General features: G+C 69.7%; 5 protein-coding genes and 3 pseudogenes. 1 reads left to right on the top strand and 7 read right to left on the bottom strand.

Translation table 11 applies throughout. From position 1 onward, the window contains the following. Positions 1-59 precede the first annotated feature (59 nt). From IPN47_19240 to IPN47_19210, 7 genes and pseudogenes are all read right to left on the bottom strand, one after another. A pseudogene (locus IPN47_19240) lies at positions 60-1,942 on the bottom strand (hypothetical protein). Then, positions 1,939-3,540, bottom strand: a complete 1,602-nt coding sequence (locus IPN47_19235) for a hypothetical protein (GenBank protein ID MBK9410135.1) — start codon at positions 3,538-3,540, stop codon at positions 1,939-1,941. Before IPN47_19235 ends, IPN47_19240 begins: the two are co-directional and overlap by 4 nt. A gap of 144 nt (positions 3,541-3,684) precedes the next feature. Next, entirely contained in the window at positions 3,685-7,524 is a 3,840-nt protein-coding gene (locus tag IPN47_19230; protein MBK9410134.1) for a hypothetical protein, read from the bottom strand. Between the two features lie 6 nt (positions 7,525-7,530). Next, a pseudogene (locus tag IPN47_19225) lies at positions 7,531-10,855 on the bottom strand (hypothetical protein). Beyond that, positions 10,852-13,734: a hypothetical protein gene (locus IPN47_19220; GenBank protein ID MBK9410133.1), complete on the bottom strand. Its 2,883-nt coding sequence runs from the start codon at positions 13,732-13,734 to the stop codon at positions 10,852-10,854. Before IPN47_19220 ends, IPN47_19225 begins: the two are co-directional and overlap by 4 nt. A 530-nt stretch (positions 13,735-14,264) precedes the next feature. Further along, positions 14,265-15,647, bottom strand: coding sequence for a hypothetical protein (locus tag IPN47_19215; protein MBK9410132.1), 1,383 nt, complete (start codon positions 15,645-15,647; stop codon positions 14,265-14,267). After that, on the bottom strand, positions 15,644-17,038 hold the full coding sequence (locus tag IPN47_19210; GenBank protein ID MBK9410131.1) for a hypothetical protein: 1,395 nt from the start codon (positions 17,036-17,038) through the stop codon (positions 15,644-15,646). Before IPN47_19210 ends, IPN47_19215 begins: the two co-directional genes overlap by 4 nt. 443 nt (positions 17,039-17,481) lie before the next feature. Here IPN47_19210 and IPN47_19205 point away from each other — a divergent pair. Then, positions 17,482-17,856: pseudogene (locus IPN47_19205) on the top strand (serine/threonine protein kinase). Positions 17,857-18,275: the final 419 nt, after the last annotated feature.

Here is an 18,275-nt window from a genome sequence, read left to right as displayed (position 1 = left end):
AGCGGGACGGCGAAAGCTAATCAGGTCCGGCTGCCCGCACCGATCGCTCGACGCGCCGCTCACCCCTTGGTCGGGACATCGATGATCTGGTCGAACGCCAGTCCGCTCGACCCCTCACCACGCCCCGTGAGCTTCCGCGCCCCCAGCCAGACCCACACGCGCCCATCGCGCCAGCGCGTGCGTTGATAGCTCAGCGTCACCCGCGTCCCCGCACGCGTGACCTCTTCCTCGTGAACGACGAAGCCGGTCGCCGGATCGGCGTCGAGCCCTGGGCGCAGGAGCCAGCTGCGCGGGCGCACCGCATCGGGGGTCGGCGACGGATCGCCGGTCATGATCCGCAGCATGGCGCCCCGTTGCAGCTGTACCTCGCGGTTGCTCCCCTCGACATGTGCGGGAAGCATCGGGATCCAGTGCTCGGGGACGCTGGTCATCACTTGGTACCGGATCTTCGCCCCCTCCGCCGGCGGCAACGGCGCGGGTGGTGCCCCGAGTCGCCGCTCGAGGTCGCGCTCCCATGCATGTCGCAGCTCGGTCGCCGCTTCGCCGCCGCGCCGCGGCTCTCCCGACGGCAGGGTGATCGTGCGCTCGATCCCCCACACCATGTTCGCCATCTCGTCGCGCGCCAGCAGCACCTCCTCCATCGGCGCCCCCCTCCTGCACCTTCTGCGCGGCGGGGGGGAGCATGAGCGTCAGGTCGGCCGGTCGATGCTCGTCGCCAACGATGGAATTCAGGAACATCGCCCAGCGCTGCCAGTCCTCATCGTCGCCGCGCCCCGCCGCCTCGATCCAGGTCCGTTCGCCAAAGACGTTGCGCACCGCAACGCCACGAACCGTCGCCAGGCTCCCCGCCGGCGCCGTGAACGGCACGAGGAACCAGTCGTTCGCATACACCAGGCCGAACTCCATCAGCAGCAACTTCGCGAGGTCGGTCGTGTCGGGCTTGACGTCGCCGAAGTTGGTCCGGCCATCCTCGAACTTCCACCAGCGCGAGTGCGGCATCCCGTTGAACGTCGCCTGCGTGGGGAGCATGGTGAGCGTCGTCACCTCCGCCGGCTCGGGCGGCGGCGCCCCATCGCCTAACGACGTGCGCTGCGGGTCGACGTCGAAGTTGTACCAGTCCAGGTGCCCCTGGTGATACTGCTCGGCGACCATGACCTTTTCGGCGTCTCCCTGAGGCGCCGAAGTGGCAAAGCGGTACTCGAAGCGGTCGGGCTCCCAGGCCCCCTCGGCCGCCGGCTGGTGAATCAGCTTCTCGAACCACCGCACCCATCGCGCGGCGATGGGATCGACCGTCGCGTCGAGTCCCGCCAGCGCGGCGATCCCGTCGGAGGCCAGCCCGCCCGCCTTGAGGTGCGCGTACAGTGCCCCACCGCCATTCGGCGCCCAGCCACCGCCGCATGCGTCGACCAGGCGTCGGGATGTGCGGTGATGGGGAGGTCCGCCTGCTGCAACGGATCGGGAGTCGCGATGCGATAGGCGGTGATGAACTGCGGCACGGCGAGCGCCGACACCCGGCCAATCATCTTGAGCCACTGCCGCCCCATCAGCAGCCGCAAGTCGAGCGCGATGGCGAGCGCACTGGCGACGCCGAGGGGGGCCTGTCGCTGCGCGAAGGCCACCGGAAGCGCCTCCACCTTCGCCTCGAGCGGCGTCTGGTCGTCGAACGCCTCGGCCGCCCCATCACACGGTTGGTATCGGCGTAGCCGCGTCGTCGCCAGCTGCACGCGGCCTCCACCGGAGAACCAGCGTCGTCGCCCTGGAACTCCCTACCTGCCACCGCCGGCACAGCATCCACAACGGATCGCGCACCTGGCGCGCAGCGCCCGCTCGAAGTTCGTCGCGCGCGGCCGCCCTCCAGGCGGTTCCACAGGGTGATCCCGGGCGGGCCTTCTGCCGGATGACGGTCGCGAGGTCGCGCGTGATCAGGGAGCGGGCATCTCAGGACGTGGCGAGGGCGATGCGGTTGTTGATGGCCAGCTCGAGGGCGATCGTCAGCTGCGACGCCTGCGTCGCAATCACCGTCGCCGGCAGGTAGGGACCATACGGTGACGCGTCGACGTGTTTGGGCTCCACGGCCCGGCGCTTCGCGAGGTCGAGGGTCTCGTTGAGCGCATCGATCACGTCCTCCCACTGCCACGCGCCGCGAAACTCCGTGGGCGTCACCAGCAGCATCGACTGCGGCGCTTCGTTGTTGGGCCGGTCGTAGTGGAACGCGAGTCCAGTCTCGATCGAATCGCCAGGTATCACCTCCGTCCACTCGTCCAGCAGGAGCCCGCACTGGGGCGTCCCCATGGTGAAGCCGGCGGCGAAGTGTGCCGTGTACAGCAATCGATCCCGATCGAGCACCGCGCCCGGCGGGAGTTCCAGCCCGAGCCAGGCATCCCCAGGGGCATACGGCAGCTGCAACGCGTCGAGCACGGGCTCGCTGCGGCCGAGCGAACCGGCGTGCATCACGAGTCCCTCCCACGCCCGCATCTTGGCCCGCACCCGGGCCGTGCCGTAGAGCCACGTGTCCACCGGATCATCGACCGGGTCGACCGCCGGGTCGGCCGGTGCCGTCAGGTGCACGACGGTCGCCCCCGACTGGGCGTCGGCGCGCGCCATCGCCAGCTCGCTCCCCTGCGCATTGCTCGGGGTGAACTGGGGGACAAGGACGCACGCCTGGCCTAGCAAGGCCTGGGCACACCGCTGCAGCGCAGCCACACGATCGGCCGGCGCCGCCGCAACATCGTGTGCGGCCAGCGCCACCGCCCCCTCGTCCAGCCGCTTCCCCAGCTCCGTAACCATCGCGCCGCCCATGCGCCCCACGTCCTCGGCGAAGCGGATCATCTCGTCTTCGTGCGCGGCCAGGGTAAACGGTTCGCTGTCGAAGTCGGAGACCGGCAACAACCCCTGCACATCGCCAAGCAGGGGGACGATCGCCGTTCGCGTGCTCTCCTTGATGGCATCGAGGAGTGCGCGGCGCGCACTGAACGCCGGCTCGGTGACGGTCGTGAGTGTGGTCCGGTACAGCGCCGGCGTGGCCGGGAGCGGCACCGTCATCACCGTCGAGATCGCGCGCTCCGCCTGCGTCAGGAGGTCAAAGCGCGCCTCATCGGTCGTCGCCGCCGCCTCGTCAACGAGTCGTGCGTTGAACTCGACGAGCTTGGCGTCCCAGCGCTCTACCACCGTGGCACACTGTGCAAGGATCGCCGCATACGTCCGCTGCGTGAAGTCGCGCACGAACCCCCACCCGGCCTGCGGGACGGCGCACGTCGCCGTGCGGGCCAGCAGCGCCGTGGCGGCTGCAACGCGCGCATCGGTCGCGGCGATCAGCGCCGCACGATTGGCGACCGTATCAGCCAGCTCGGCATTGATGGGTGCGAGGAACGTCGTCCAGTCGGTGCGCAACGTGGTCATCGCCGCGACCACGGCATCCAGTCGTGCCCGATCGACGAACGGAGTGGCGTCCTGCGTCGACGACGCTTCGTTCATCAGCGTCAGGTCGGTCGCGCGCAGTGGGCGCGACCCGCCCACCAGCGTGCGCAGCGCGCGAAGCAATGGCAGGCACTCGAAGATCGAATACGGGGCGGTGTCTTTCTCGCGATAGCCAATGGTGGGGGTTGCAGGTCCGGGCGTGCCCCGAACGCGTCGAGCGCCCGTCGCACGATACGGTCGTCCAGCTCGCCCATCGCCTGCGAGTCGTCATCCCCCACCAGCGCCAGCACGTCCGCCGGCTGCAAGCCGAGGTCGAACAGCGTGACCTGGCGTGACCGCGCCAACCCGGTGGCGGCCTCGCGGAACTGCACCATGCACGCCACCTCGTCCAGCTTGGGCAGCACCGTCGCCAGCCATGCGTTCACCGCCGGCTCGGCCTGCGCGCGCGGCGTCATCGCGATGGGAGCGACGGGCGAGACGAGATGACTCGCCCCCGCGTCCAGGTGCAAGGCCACCCGGTGTGTGAGCCCGGTCCCTACCGACGGCGTGCGAATGATGTCCGGTTCTGGTGAAAGGCCCGTGCGCGTAGGCGTCGTAGGTGGACGCCACGCGATCGTAGTTCCCCAACACCGCCTGGTAGACGCCCTCCGACAGGGCGAGATCGGCGACCGCGTCATGCGATTCGAGCAGCCGATCGACCTCGGCGTCGATCGCCGCGGCTTCGGTGGCGCTGGCCGGCGGGAGCGTCGCCTTGCCAAAGGGATAGTGCGCATTCCCCGTCGCCTTCACGTGCTCGACGAGCGAGAGGCCGTTGACGACGTTGCGCGCCTCGATCGCCTCGATCGATACCCCTTCGGGAGGCTTGGTCGACGCCATGCGGTCGGCGCGCAGCGGAAAGGCCCGACGCAGCTTGTAGATGAACTTGTCGACCTCGGCCAACCCGTGGCGGTCGTGCAGGCCACGCTCGAACTGGTAGCCGAGCAGGTCGGCGAGCGACTGTCCGCCGCGAATCCCCTCGATCATCGCCAGCGCGACGCGCACGCGTTCCGAGGTGAGGTTTACCGCCAGCGCCTGACGATTGGCCGGGCTGGCGTTGGAGATGAAGCCGTTGCGCAGCACCGCCGCCGCCACCGCGTGGTTGAGCGACGGGGCGTGTACGTACCCCTGGTTGGTGCTGTCGCGCAGCAACGGCGTTGCCCCTGCCGGCGTGAATTCTTCGGCAAGCGCAGGGTCGTCGAGCCGCACCGGTGTGAGCACGCGCTTGTCGGGAACGAGCCGCTCGAGCCAGGCGTAGCCGCCCAGGTAGATGCCGCGGCGTGCGGGCTGGGCCGAGCCGTCGGACAGCCCCCGCATGCGCGCCAGCTGCACGTGCACGTAGCCCAGCAGCCAGGCGTCGAGCCGGTACGAACAGGCGTCGATGTGATCGGCAAAGGCGCGCTCCAGCCGCGCGGTGGACTCGTGCTCGAGCACCGCGAGGGCCGCGCGCTGTTGCGTGAGGTTGCGCGCATCAGCCAGCGTCGTGAGCGACGCGGCGATGAACTCGTGCACGGAGAGCGTCGGGCTCCCCGTGATCGCCGGGACGCGCTCGTACAGCGGCTGGTAGCGCGACTCGCTCACCCCGTCTCCCGCGCGGACGTGCAGGAACGGGTCGTCCTGCCGGGCGCGTTGCATCGCGGTTGCATCGTAGAGCCCCGCCCGCTGGTGCAGGCGAATCCCGGTGTCGTGATACCCCAGCTGCAATGCGTGGCGCAGGAAGAGGTAGAGCAGCGACGACGGCGGACGGTCGTCGGTGAAGCCCGCCTGCGCATACAGCGCGTCGAGCGACGTGGACGAGGCGTCGAGGAGCCAGCGCAGGTAGTTGCGCCCGTCGGTGGTCGCCGCGCGCAGCGCCTGCGTCTCCGACACCGGGATCGCATCCACCACCCCGCCGGTGAGCTGGTTGTGGGCGCGGTTGAAGATCAGGTCGAGGATCGGGGGATCCTTGTCACCCGAGTAACCGAGTGTCGTGAGGCGGGCGCGCGCCTGCTGGCGCACGAACGCCGTGATCAGCGCCTGCAGCTTGCCACCGAAACCCTGCAGCGACAGGCGATTGTACAGCGTCTTGAGATGCTCGGCGTGCCGCTGCACCCAATCCACCGACCCCGGATGCAACCCGACCACATCGAGCAGCAGCGCATGGGGGTCACCCGGCTTCCCCACGTGCGCGACGTCTCGCGCGAGGGAGCGGAAGTCGTCGTCGATGGTGCGCAGGATCGGATAGAAGGCACGCAACCACGAGAGCATCGGGTCGCGTTCGACCACCAGCGCCAGCCGGTCGTTCGACGGACGCGGCTCGAACCACCGCATCCGCGAGAATGCCGTCGTCGGCAGTATGCCATACGGCTGCGCCCCGATGCGCACCACCGGGACCGCTCCGCCTGGGATCACATGCTGCGTGAAGAACTCGCGCGTCCGCTCGACGACCTCGTCGGAGAAGACCGGCGACATCATCGACTCCATCCAGTAGCCGAGCGTCGCCGGCCAGAGTGCGGTGTGCATGGCGCGCATCACGCGCTGGTCCGTCGTCCCGGCGCCATGCACGTTGGCCAATAGCGACGGGTCGATGCCTAACCACTGGGCGAGCCACTCGCCGTCGCGCTTGTCGCGCCACGCGCTGGCTGGGGCAAAGAGCGGGGCCACCGCATCGTCGAAGGCGGCGTCCGCATCGTCAAAGCGATCGTAGCCGGCGGGCTGCGCCTCCGTGTTGTTGGTCGGCGTCCCCTGCGGGAGGATTGCCAGGCCGCTGCTGCTGTACCGGTGGTGCGAGAGCAGCGTCTCCAACTCCTGCTGCGCCACATCGGCCGTCGCGTTGAGCCGCACCCCCACCACCAGGACGCGGGCAAAGCCGTTGGCCGCCTGCGAGGGGGTGAGCGGGACACGCATCCCCATCCCCACCTGCACCGCGCGATCGAAGTCGGTGAGCCAGAGCAGCTCGTCGGGGACGATGAGGTTCCCCTCGGCATCGTGCCGCAGCTGTTCCGATTCCGGGGCGGTGGGATCGGGGCCCACCTGCAGCGGGGAGGCGACCGCCCCTCCCACGACCGTCACCGGCGTGGGGTCGTTCTCGCGCTCGTAGCCTACAAAGACGAAGCGATCGGGGAGGATACGCGCGCGTGGCGCCTGCGACCACGTCTCGCGTTTCGTCTCCACGCTCGGCAGGAGCAGGAACGGGACGCTCACCGTCACGTCCTCGCGCGACACACCATCGGGCGGAGCCGCATCGAGGTTGGAGGGAACGTGCGCCGCAATGAGCTCGGCAGCGCGCGCAGCGCCGACCGCCAACTCGAGCGTGGTGGTGGCCACCCCCACCGCGGTCGCATCGCCCGCAGCGACCCACACCGCGCGCCAGAACGCCGCCAACGCGGTCGCCTCGCCAGGTGCAAGCGCCGCCTCGAGCGTGATCGGGAGGAACACGTCGCTCGCATCGAGCCGTACCGGGCGGTCGGCGAGGTTGGTCGGCTGGTAGCTGCGAACGATCCACGCGGCGCGATTGGCCCCGTGCCCGGTGGCGAGCGTCGTCCACGCCGCACGATCGAGCGCCGGGTCGCCCCCCGATGCCCAGAGCGCGCGCCAGTACGCGGCCGCCGACGCGACTTCCCCTTCGGTGAGGATGGGATCGAAGGAGTCGATCCAGCAGTCGTCGGGAAAGACGCGCACCCACAACTCGTCGCGCGGTGCCGCACCTGGCGGCGCGCTCCGCTTGAAGCGCGTCTCCAGCCGCAACGGCATCAGCAGGAGTGGCGTGTCGTCGTCGAGGCGGTTGATCCCCTTGCGCGGGTCGGTGAAGGCGGCGAAGCGCCCCGAGAGGTCGAGCGCCGCCGAGTCGAGTGCGCGCTGCCGCTCGCGCGCCGAGTCGAGCGTAGCGCGCAGCTCCTTCTCCCGTGCCTCGAGCGCCTTGCGCCTGCCGGTCGCCTCGTCGCCGTGCGCGTCTGCCCGGCGATCGAGCGCAGTGCGCTCCGTCGCGAGGCGCTTGAGCGCCTGCACCGTCCGCGCGACATCGGCCGCCGCGCCATCGCGGGCGTCGCGCGCCAGACGGAGCTGGTCCCGGATCTCGGCAAAGTCAGCCATGGCGCCTCATTTCGGGAGCATCTCGCTGGCGTGCACACCCACCAGCACGGGCGCTTGATAGAAGATGTACGCAATCTCCGCCGCACTCATCGAGCTGCGACTCCAGGTCACGGCCTTGTCGTTGAGATACTGCGGATGCTTCTCGTCCGACGCCCCTGGGTCGCTCACCGTGAGCGTGGCGGGGGCCGAGGCCAGCACGATGCTCGCCCCCGGGGCGGCGGGCTGCACCACGGGCCACGACAGGTCGTTCCATACCTGGATCGTCGGCGACGCCTCGTTGTCGAGGCCAAAGCGCGGCTCGCCCGGGCGCTCCTTGATCACGAAGAACCACCCCGGATCGTCGTTCGGGTCGGCCCCACTCCCCCCCTTCGCTTCGTCGACCGTGAGGTCGAAGCCGAAGAAGTAGATGTCGGGATCGACCTTGGCCTCATAGAGCGGCGTCAACACCTTGCTGCGCGGTGGCTTCTCCTCCTCCGCCGCGGTGAGCGTGGCAAAGCGGCGCTCCACGGTGTTGTCGATCGCCCCCGAGCGGTCGCACGGCAGCGCCCCCGCATCGGCCGGCGTGGTGCTCTTCCGCTGCCAGCACGCACGGTGCGCGTACACCACCGCGTTTGGGTAGCGCTTGAGCAGTTCGCCCGCGGATCACCAGCACCAGCTCCTCCTCGTTCTCCCGTCCCGCTTCGCGATGGTCGTGATCGCCTAACGCGGACGACAGCGACCATTCGTGCAGCGGCGGGATGTCGCGGAGCGATTCGCGCAGCGCCTCGTCGGTGGCATTGCCGGGATCGAAGAACGAGCGCACATCCCAGAACTGCCGGAAGGACGTCCCCCGCTGGTCGGTCGGGTACTCGCGCCACAGCAGCTCGCGCGAGAACTCGTGGTTCACCCCGACCATGTAGCTCTCGATGAAGCGCTGGTTGGTCTGCAGCAGGGTGATGCTGTTCTGCTCGATCAGGTTGATGTTGGGGAGGAAGAGCTCGGAGCCCAGGTTCTTGAGCGGCTCGTACATCGGCTGGTCGATGACCGGGTACGCCATCGGCTCCACGAAGTGCTCTCCCGGACGCGGGATGAGGTCCTTCCCCACGCGCGGAGGGACGAAGATCCCGGCCATCACCCGTCGCGGGATGGTGCGCGACGGGCGCGCCCCCTCCACCTGGTCGCGCGCCACACGCGCGAGATCGAGCGGGCGCAACGGCGCCACCACCCCCGCACCCTTGGCCGCCTGCACCACCCCGAAGGCGTCGCGCAGCGCGGTCTTGAATCGCGTGGCCTCGGCCGAATCAGTCCCTCCCGGCGCAGTCGGCGCGCTGGTGAACGGCTCGGTGATGCGAAAGCCGCTATTGGTCGGGAGTGCCTGTACTGCAGCGGGGGTCTGCGCCTCTTCGGTCACGCTGGCGGCCGCCGACAGCTCGTCTCGCCACTGTGCCAGCCGTCGCATGGCCACGAAGGCCGCGCTCACCACCGCGAAGGCGATGGCGATGCCGATCGCCCCCGGAAGGAGCAACAACAGCAGGAGCGCCAGGATGATCCCGGCAATCAGGATCAGCCACCCCAACCACGGATTGCTGCGTATCGGGTCCACGAGCCACGACGGGATCCCCGTCGGCTCGACGGCCCCCGCCACGTCGGCGGTGGTGACGATCCCCGGCGGGGTCACGCGAGGCGGGGCCGCGCTCACCTCGCCCGCGTTCACCCGTTCGATGAGCTGCGTGGCAGGCCGAGCCGCGGTGAATGGCAGGGCACGCACCAGCCGGCCACGCGGACGCACCATGCGTCGCAACGCCGTCGACGTCATCGGCGGCTGCACGAGGCTCGTCGTCATCGTGAAGTGGACGGTGCTCCCCCCGTCGGTGAGCAGGCGCTTGTTGAGCGGCGCCATCAGCAGGAGCCCCTGCTGGCGGCTCACGCCAACCGTCGGCAGCAGGTGCCGGTCGAACCAGACTTGCGACGTCAGGAGCCCGAACTGCCCCCATCGCACGCGGCGTTGCGCCTCCAGCACCTTCCCCACCTGCTCCCACGCCGCATCCATGTACCGCTCCTGCTGGTCCTGGATGACGCGCGTCCCGATCCCCGCCGCCACGCGGAAGCGGGGGTCGAGGTTGAGCCGATGAACCCAGTTGTCGAGGTGATCGGCGGGAGTGACACCGTCCTGCCCGGTGAGCACGCGATCGGTGAGCGCGTGCCACGTCCCGTACAGCGGCGGCGCGACGATCGGGTCGGCCTCCCCTTCGCGCTTGTAGGTCTCGGGGAGGTTCACCAGCGTCGCGAGCCGCTCCTGCAGCGGGCGCGGGAAGGGATCGTCCCACGTCTCGAAGACGTCAGGCGGGGTGGGCGGGACGGTGGCCGGCGGCTGCAACGCCCCGCCCAGCTTGAGGATCCCCCCCAGCGCCGCGTTGTCGACCCCCGGCACCGTCGATCCGGGCTCCTGCACGTCCATCTCGCGAAAGCCCACCCGCCGATCGACCGGCTTGGGGACGAGGAGCTTGACCAGCGTCTCGAAGTCGCCGCTGAGCCCCGTGCGGAAGAACCAGCGATGATAGTACGGGAAGCTCAGCGCCTCGGGGCGCGCGCCGCTGTCCCACGCCGACAGCGTCGCCGCCACGTCGCCCAGGTCGAGCCCGAGCCCCGCGCGACGCCCCGCCTCGAACGTCGGCATCAGGAAGGCGTGATACGCCGTGTTCTCGGCCAGCTTGCGCGGCGACAGCAGGCGCGAATACGCCAGGTCGGGGTTCTCGGCCAGCACCGCCTGCAGCTTGGGGAGCACCGCGTTCATGTCGGTCGACAGGTACTCCGTCTCGCTGGCCGCGAGGCCGCGATTCACGTGCACGTGCGCCCACGCCCACAGCTCGTCGGCGCGCGGGAAGACCGTGAGGTCGGCCACGTCCACGTAGGGGAGCGGGCGGTCCTTCATGTTGCGCCCGTCGGTGAACTCCCCTTCGGCCAGGATGATGAGGGCGAGCCACGGGCGCAGCCGGCCGTTCACGCCATCGGGCGCTGCCGGTGTGTAGCGCCACGGGAAGTCCTCGTCGTAGAACTCGATGTGCGGGAGGTAGTTCGGCTCGAAGTTCGCGATCCAGTCCCGCGGTTCCACGCGCACGATCGTCCGGCGGTCGATCCCCACGATGTCGCCCGGCCCGTACAGGCTCACGTCGCGCGACACGCCCTGGGTCGTGGTCCCTCCTCCACTCACGTTGTCGCCCGTCACGTCGAGCGCCACGCGCACCTGTGCGCGGACCTTCACCCCGGCATCGAAGTCGGCGCTGGTGATCTGGTTCGCGATCCCCTGGCGCAGCCACGGGAGGAAGGAGTAGGTCGCGATCGGCTTGCTCATGCGGCCTGCTCCACGCTGGGAATCACGTGCCACTGCTCGGCCAGCGACGGATCGGCCGCCACGCGCGCCGTCAGGTACTCGCGCGCCGCGGCCTCGCTATGGAAGGCCACGGCCTCCTCGGCGACTGCGCGGTTGTTCTGCTGGCTCGCCACCGTGAACGTGGCCCCCGACACCGTGATGCGCTCCTCGAAGGGGCGCGTCTGCTTGCGTGTGGCCATGGAGACCTCGCAACGCGCCGCCGCCGATCCCTTGAGGAAGAACTCGAAGAGCGAGCCGAAGAAGCCGCGGAAGCGCCGGGCAAAGCGCTTGTAGTTGTTGTCGATGATGATCTCCTCGTACAGCACCACGCGGCGGATCATCTTCGACGAGCGCAGGTCGTTGCCGGCCGCCGACAGCTCCAGCCCCCCGCGCTCCGGTGCGAAGGCGGGGCGCGAGAGCTTCTCGGCGTCGGAGAAGTCCTGGTACTGCGCGGGGGCGAACTGCTCCATCGCGTCGCCCGTGCGCGTGAGCCCGGCGCCGGCCACGGCGACCGTCACCCGCTTCACATCCTCGGGCTTGCGCGCCCCCACCTTGCTCACCGTCAGTTGCAACGGCAGGGCACGCTGCGACACCCGCAGCGTCCCCACCGGGTGCAACAGGAGCGCCGCTTCGGCCTCGGGCATCTTGCGCAGCGACACCGGCTGCGACGCCGACGCGGGCAGGATGGCGCGCCACGCATCGGCCTTCGTCAACTCCGCCACGACGAGGTCGATCAGGCGAATCGGCGGCGCCTCATCGCGCTGCTCCTCGCCCCACGACTCCTCGAAGTCGACGTCGATGTCCCAGAACAGGATCGAGATGGAGCCGTGCCCCTTCACCTGCCACTTGGCCGGCCCCTTGAGCGACCCCCGGATGCTCACCGAGAAGAGGCCCGCGCCGAAGACGTTGACCGACAGCGACGCCGAGATCTCGATGATGAAGAAGAAGGGGGAGAACTGGAACAGCGCATCGAACGCCAGGTGCCCCTTCACGTTCAGGATGTCGAGCCCGAAGAACACCTCCACGCGCGCCCCGAACTGCACCGTGTTGGAGGTGACGGCGAAGTACCCCTCGACCGTGAGGCGCGAGACCGGCGTGCTGAGGAGCGAGACCGCGATCCGGCGCGGCGAGGGGAACGGCAGCGCCGGCGGCGAGAAGCGCGGATGGAATCCCCCCACGCTCACCACGAAGTTCGCGTCGTCTCCCCAGGCCACGAGCAGCCCCATCTCCCCCTCGATGGTGAGGAAGACGATGCGCGAGTCGTAGAGCGCGGCGAAGAACCAGAGCCGCTGCTTATCGAACTCGAGCGCCCCGATGAAGTTGACCTGCAGCTTGATCAGCGCCGCATCAGGGGTCGGCAGCGCGATCTGGAGGATGCCGACGATGGCGATGTTCCCCGGGATCTCGATGATGATCCCTAACGACAGGCTCACCAGCGTCGGCGTCCCCCAGCCGAGCTTCACCATCGGGCCGATGAGGAACTTGCCGTCGGCCGGCGGGAAGAAGCTGCGCAGGTCGCTGATGATCTTGGGCGCGTTGGCGATGATGTCGCGCGGGAACATCACCGACTCGATCGCCCCGCTCCGGATCCCCGCGGCCAGCGCGTCGAGCTTCATCGTGCGGTTGAGCCCCAGCAGCCCGCCAATCGCCAGGAGCGTGAAGCCGAAGCCGAGCTGGATCCCGGTGCCGAACTCCACCGACATGATGATCAGGAGCGAGAAGCCCTTCGACCCATCGGGCATCTTCGTCGTGATGATCCCGATCGCCTTGATCGTCACCACCTCGAAGAGCGACAGCTCCAGCGCCCCCGCGTACTCCCCGCGCTCGGGATCGATGAAGAGATAGCCCCCGCCCCGCACCACCCCCACGTCCAGCGAGAGCCCGATCCCCTTGGGGGGCAGGAAGCGGAGCGAGAAGTCGAGCGGGCCGGCGTTGCCGCGACGGTTGTTCGGGATCGAGAGGTCGGCGCCGATCCCGATCTGCTCCACCACCCCCTGCAGCGGGCCTAACGCGGCCTTGATGTTGGTGCGCAGCCCGATGGGGAAGGTGCTCCCCGCAATGCCGATCGACAGCGTCAACGCGCTCAACTCGACGGGCCCGAGCTGCACGTGCATCGGGAGCTGGATGTCGAGCGTCGCCGAGCCGGAGAAGAAGACGCCGTCGCGCGTGGAGTAGCCGATCCCCACGTCGAAGTCCGATTCCAGGCCGAAGCCGCCGAGGATCGTCCCGAGGAAGCCGTCGGCATTGGCCAGCGAGACGATGAACTTCCCCCCCTTGAGTTCACCGGAGATCTTGAGCGACCCCTCGCCGCGCCCCGTCGCGGCGTTCCACGCGAAGCCGGCCACCGCGCGCGCCACGAACTGCCGCGCCTCGATGCGACTCCCGTTCGGTTCGCCCAGCAGGAGATACGGCGTCGACGAGGGCGAGCCGGCCGACCAGGTGAGGGCGAGGTCGCCCTGCACCGGGGTGTTCACCGCCGGCTTGATCGAGACACCATCGTCGGGGCGTATCACAACCTCGAGCCCCAGATCGAACGCCGCGTTGAGCCCGACGGTGAGCGTCCAGTCGTCCTGGGTGAACGGGGTCGCGGTGTCGATCGTGACCGGGTGCGCGACGCGGAGGATCAACCCGCGCGGCGTTTCATCGAGTTTGGGGATGATCTCGAGGAAGACGACGTCGAGCACCGGCGCCGGCCCCGACGTGTCGAGGATGGCGGGGATCCCCGCGCGCGACAACACCGCGGCCACCTTCTGCAGCAACGCCACACCGGTGAAGCCCGGGTCGCCCCACTGGAACTTCGTCTTGAGATGGTTGAGCGGATCGCCGAGGAACGACGGAGAGCTGGTCGATGTGCAGCGCACGACGTGTGTAGGCCGGGTGCGCCGCATCGGCCGCCGGGACGTCGACCCGCTCGATGACCCCCAGCACGTCGAGGATCTCGGCCACCCCGCCAATGCCCTCGAGGTTCCGCACCACGAGGTAGTCGACCAGCCGCGTGGCCAGCTCGTTCGCGAAGTTGTTCAACTCGCCGGCCGGCAGCCCGGTCCCGGGGAGCGTGCGGATGGCGCTGGCGAGGGCGTCGGCATCCTTGATGGTGTTGCCCACCGTCGTCGCCAGTTGCAACGCCTTGGCGATCACCTGCGGGATGTCCTCCGCCTCCACCGCTTTCGCCAGCGCGGTGACGATGGCCGGGAGGTCCTTGAGGCGTTGCAGCAGCGACTGCGACGCCCCCACCAGCGCCGCGTTGCCGTCCACCGACGCGGGGAGCGAGAGCCCCAACTCCGCGAGCAGCGTGCGCAGGTCGCCCCCCTGCACGCGATCGTCCAGCGGCTGCAGCAGCGCGGCCGCCGCGTCGGCGATGGTGGCGAGCGTCCCCGTGGCGTTGGCCATGCTAGCCCACCGGGGCCGAGAGGGCGTCGTTCCACAGACGCACCAGGTCGTCGGCGCTCGCACTCTCGCTCAGCACCGCCGCCAACGCTCCGCCAAACTCGGCGAAGCTTGCGGCCAGCGCCGGGCTGGCATTGGCCGCCAGCGCATCGCCCACGTACCGCACCGCATCACGCCGGTCGATGCCGTCGATCTGGCGCGGGATCGTGTACGCCGGGTCGCCCGCGCTCCGCCCGAAGGCCGCCAGCCACGCCGGCCCCTGCGTGCGCTGCCACGTCACCGACACCCGCCGGCGATGGTTGATGAGCGAGAGCACCTCGTCCCGATGCGTGCGCATCAGCTGCAACAGCTGCCGCCCCGACTCGCGCTCGCGCAGCCGCGCCGCCAGCGCGTCGTACGGCGGCTGGAGGATGATCTCGTCGGCGGCGAACTCCAGCACGTCGTAGTGCGTGTCCGGCGGCGTCGGGATCACGTCGATGTTGAGGCGCGCCTTGACCAGCGGGAACGGGATGCCGAAGCCACGCGTCCCGTCCCCCGCGTTGTGAAGACCGATCACCAGCCCCGTGAACTGGCTGATGTACACCGAGCCCGAATCTCCCTTGTTGCTCATCCGCGGGAACTCGGCGTCGGGGGTCACCTCCACGCGGTCGGGATGGATATCGGTCACCACCCCACGCGTGAGCCCCGTGCGGATCCCGATCTTGTACACGTCGTCACCGGGGACGGGGACGCCGCTCCCCTTGATGATCCCCTCCTCTTCCACCGTGCCATCGCTGCGCATGATGCGCCGGATCTTGGGGGCCCACCCGATGTCCGACTTGATGGTGGCAATCGCGCAGTCCAGCGTCTGGTCGAAGTCCAGGATCTCGCCAATCACATCGCAGGCGCAGCAGCACGACGTGCGAAACAGTGGCTGCCCCGCGCGCTTCCCCTTGGCCCCGTCGGGCTTGATGAGCACGTGCCAGTTGGAGAGCGCCACCACCTTGCCGTCCGTCGTCCGGCAGATGCAACCCAGCGTCGCCCCGATCTCGGGGACGGCGTCGTCGGCCGAGATGCTGATCCCGCCGCATACCGGGCGGTACTGCTTCGAGTCGTTCTCGTCGTTGAACCCCGTCTCCGCCTCGGGCATGCGCCGCACGACGACGTCGATGGGGACGCCGCGAATCGACGCGGGGATCAGCTCCCCCGGCGCGAGCTCCGACGACGGGCGCTTGCGCACCACGTGCACGCGAAAGACCATCTCGTCCCGCACGATCGCCCCGCCGCGCTCGCGCAGCCCCACCGACACGCGCTCGACCCCCGCGAAGCGTTGCAGCTCCTCCTGCACCTGCGGCAGGAGGGCGAGCAGTCGCTCCGACTCGACGCGGCGTTGCTCGTGCGTGCTCACGTGCGACTCCCGCTCGCTTCGAGCAGCGCCAGCGCCTCGTCCACCGTGCGCGCCGCAATCAGCGCCGGCGCCAGCGCGTCGCGCATCGCATCGAGGTCGCCCTGCAGCGCCGCACTCGCCTCGCCCGTGAGCGCCGCATCGATCGCCGTCACCGCCTCGGCACGCGTCACGTCGTCGATCGCGGTCGGGACTTCATAGATCGGGTCGCGCGCACTGCGCCCCAGGGCGGCCAGCCACGCCGGCCCCTTGTGGCGATGCCAGGCCACGGTGAAGGTGCGCCGGGCGTTGACGATCGCCAGGCACTCGTCGCGATGACGGTCGAACAGGGCGAGGACGTCGCGCCCCGCCTCAGATCCCCGCAGCCGCTCCACCAGCGCCTGGAACGGCGACGCCGGCGGGAGGGGAAAGAGCTCTTCGTCCTCGTCTTCGTCCAGTCGACGCTCGGTATACGTCGCCGTCGGGTCGCTCGCCAGCACCTTGATCTTGAGCACCGCCTCGACCGTGGCGATCGGGACGGCGAGCCCTTTCTTCCCATCGTCGTCAGGCATCGCGCGCAAGAGGGCCACCACGTTGCGGCTCGCGGTGTCGATGACGACCGACCCCGAGTCGCCGCGATCGCAGAAGCGCGCGAAGCCCGCCGCCACGTCGACCTCCACCCGCGGCAGCACCATCGAGACGATGCCGCGCGTGAGCCCGGTCTTGTACCCCACCTTGTGCACCGCTTGGTTGATCACCGCCGTCGCCGTGCCGCTGATCAGCCCTTCGTCCTCGACCGTGCCATCGCCGCGCTTGATGCGCTTGACCTTGGGAAAGAAGGCCACCTTGTCCTTGAGCGTCGCATACGCGCAGTCGATGTTCTTGTTCCCCGTGGTGACCTTGGCGATCTCGTTGCAGGTGCAACAGCACGACGCATCATAGGCCGGCTGCCCCACCCCGGATCCCTCCTCGGCGTCACCGTCGAAGAGGACGTGATGGCAGCTCAGCAGGGCGATGGCGGTGCTGTTGTTGATCGAGCAGAAGCAGCCGAGTGTCCCCGTCCCGCGCGATCCCTCTGAGCCGATGGCGGTACCGCCGACTTTTGTCTTGTAGTTCTTGCGATCGCGCTCGTCGCCGAAGCCCAGCAACGGGATGTCGGGGCGCCGTGGCTCGACGTCGACCGGTATGCCGCGGAATGTCGCCGGGATCATCTCGTCAGGCGCCACCTCCGAGCGGGGGCGCTTCGCTTCCACGAAGACGACGAAGGCCGCCTCCTCCACGAGCGCGCCGGCGCGATGGCGCAGCCCCACACCGACCTCGACCACACCGGGGATGCGGCCCAACGTCTCGCGCGCTTCAGGATACAGCGCGAGAAGACGTTCCTGTTCCGCTTGCCACTCGTCCCGTGTCGGCATGGCACCGGTCTGCGCGAGAGGGGGCCAGCTTATAGGCTCTTGCGCCACCTGTCAATCAACGTGGCATGCGCGCCACAGTGATGGTCGCGCGCGGGGTGATGAACGCCGCCGTTACAATTGTCGCTTTTCGTTGTTGGAGGTTGGAGATGCGTGGGGCGTGGTGTCGCTGCCTTGTCTGGCGCGCTTCCCCGCGCTGTAGTGCGCTCGCTCCACCGTCGCCCCGGTCCCCGGCGCCCCGGACCAACAGGACACTGCCGCAGGCGTCCTGACGCCCGGGCGCGTGCCTCTCGCGTTGCCTCCCATTACCGTAGTGGCGCGTGCATGTCCCTCTCCCGCCGCTGGCTAAGTGCTCCCGCCGAGCCGACGCGTGTCGGCCAGCCTTAAGCGCAGATCAGCCTCTCCCTGGCATCCCACTCCCGCCTGGCGGCGTCGCGGCCCTTCGGATGCCGTACATCGAAGGGCTCACGCTGCGCGAGCGGTTGCGGCACTCCGGCGAGTATCCCGTCGCCGACGCCGTGCGACTGCTGCGCGAGGTGGCCTCGGCGCTGGCGTACGCGCATCGCCAGGGCGTCGTGCACCGCGACATAAAGCCCGAAAACATCCTGCTCACCGACGCTCACGCGGTCATCACCGACTTCGGCAAGGCGCTCTCCAACGCCACGATCGACGGCTCGTCGGGGCTCACGTCGATGGGGATCGCGATCGGCACGCCGGCGTACATGTCGCCGGAGCAGGCGTCGGGCGATCCCAGCACCGATCATCGCACCGACATCTACGCCTTCGGGCTCATCGCGTACGAGTTGCTCACCGGGCACCCCCGCCGCGCCTGCGCGGCGAGTGTGACCAGTCCCCGGCCGGGACCAGCCGGCGGCGCGCTGCCACCGGCGCTGCCGCACTGTTTGCGCTGTCTCGCGAGGACGCGAGTGCGCAGGGGAGGGTGCCTGTGTCTCACGCCCCAACCGGCGGGGACGGCGCTCGGAACCCCCGGGCGAGAGAGCCGACGGCCCCTGGCCCCGCAGGGCGCAGCTTCGGGCGGCCCCTGTTTGCACTGGGCGGGCGCCCCCGCCCCCCCGCGCCGAGGCGAGACGACCGCCCTTCCCGCTTGGCCCCGCCCCCCCCCCCCCCCCCCCGCGATGCGCCCGCCCCCCCCCCCCCGCGCGGGGGGGCCTTGCTGCAGGCGCATTTACAGGGGTCGCCGAGTTCAGGGCGCGCCGCTTGCCGGGAGGGGACCGGAGGT

This window comes from Gemmatimonadota bacterium (assembly GCA_016719105.1).
Taxonomy (GTDB): Bacteria; Gemmatimonadota; Gemmatimonadetes; order Gemmatimonadales; family Gemmatimonadaceae; genus SCN-70-22.
This window is presented reverse-complemented; position numbering and strand designations above follow the sequence as displayed.

Excerpts from the sequence above, each read along its gene's own strand:
- IPN47_19210 (MBK9410131.1), bottom strand. The coding sequence starts at position 17,038 with ATGCCGACACGGGACGAGTGGCAAGCGGAACAGGAACGTCTTCTCGCG.
- IPN47_19230 (MBK9410134.1), bottom strand. The coding sequence starts at position 7,524 with ATGGCTGACTTTGCCGAGATCCGGGACCAGCTCCGTCTGGCGCGCGAC.